This window comes from Bacillus sp. AP50 (assembly GCF_040492675.1).
In the GTDB taxonomy this organism is placed as follows: Bacteria; Bacillota; Bacilli; order Bacillales; family Bacillaceae_G; genus Bacillus_A; species Bacillus_A cereus.
Window position 1 is genome coordinate 1 of record NZ_JBEUTW010000462.1, and the last position, 1,358, is coordinate 1,358.

Genomic DNA, 1,358 nt, shown 5'->3' on the forward strand with positions numbered 1-1,358 from the left:
GATTTGCTTTAATAAAAGAGCATGTTTGATTTTTTTCAAACATGCTCTTTTATAATTTATTTATATACTAATAATCAGATTATACTTCAATGCTGTTTAACAAAAAATTTCACTTTAACTTTTACAAATTTTGAAGTTGAACATTTATATTCCCCTTACTAAATCCCCCATGGTAACAAACTACAGATTCAATATGTAAATTTAAATACTTCTTCAAAGACTGCTGTGCTTCCTTAATATTTATAGTTGTTGGGGCGTGAATTCCTCCTAACATCCCATTCACACTATACATAGAGTCTCCTGCAATAAGAATTTTGCTTTGTTTCAAATATAAACTAATATGACCCGGAGTATGCCCTGGAGTATGAAGAATTAGTATTCCACCACAATACGGAAGTTCTTGCCCGTCAATCACAGTATCACTCACTTTTCCTTTTGGGCGGTTCTCTACATTTCCGTCCTTCAATAAAGGTAAATCCCCCTCGATATATGGCTTATCTAGTTCGTGCGCATAAACTTTAATATTACTTCGACAGCGCTGCAACAATTCTGGCAGACTACCTATATGATCAATATCCTGATGCGTCAAAATCACGACTTTTAACTTATCAAATGATACCCCAACCTTTTCCATCTTTACTTGTATATCTTCAATTTGTCCTGGGAAACCCGTATCTATTAATACTGCCATTTCATCATTCCATAAAAGAATTGGATGAATAACAAATTCTTGAAATTCAAGTTGTAACATTTCTACTCCTTTAGCAATCTCCATACAGCCATTCTCCTTTATGTTGAAGTTTGAAAATATGTACAAGTAAACTGAAAATATAAAGTGAAACTTTAATCCGTGGGGTTTTACTACCCGACAAATAGCAGGATAAAGCACCTCTATCTTATAATATGTTTTGTCATCCCAATAGAGAATGCTTCAAACCCTATAGATTCATAGTAAGATTGCAATTTTTCTACACACATAAGTTGTGGAATAACCTTGTTTTGTTCACAGTGCTGGATTAATCGTTTCACTATTTCTTTTCCGATGCCACTAGACTGATATTTTGGCAATACACCAACTCCACAAATAATGCCTGTTATGACTCCATCTGATATGACACGCCCCATCCCTACTAACCTCTTATCATCAAAAACATAAATTGCATACCAACTTTGCTTACACATTCGTTCTAACTCGTTAACCGTTAATTTAAGAGAATTCCATCCTAAAGATTCGTATAAGGATAATAATCCATTAAAATCTGTAGGGTGTTCACTTGTGTAGCGTATACTATTTTCCATGTAAACACTCCCTATTCTCTGGCTTGTTTATATTTCATAAAATTCCCTTTACACAAATC

At 33.8% G+C, this 1,358-nt stretch carries 2 protein-coding genes; both read right to left on the reverse strand.

The features are described 5' to 3' along the window. Nucleotides 1-121: 121 nt before the first annotated feature. The gene (locus ABWK52_RS24645) at nt 122-775 is read right to left on the reverse strand and encodes an MBL fold metallo-hydrolase (RefSeq protein WP_087967871.1); all 654 of its coding nucleotides are present in this window, start codon (nt 773-775) and stop codon (nt 122-124) included. A gap of 116 nt (nt 776-891) precedes the next feature. After that, nucleotides 892-1,299, reverse strand: a complete 408-nt coding sequence (locus ABWK52_RS24650; RefSeq protein WP_000431735.1) for a GNAT family N-acetyltransferase — start codon at nt 1,297-1,299, stop codon at nt 892-894. Between the last annotated feature and the right edge of the window lie 59 nt (nt 1,300-1,358).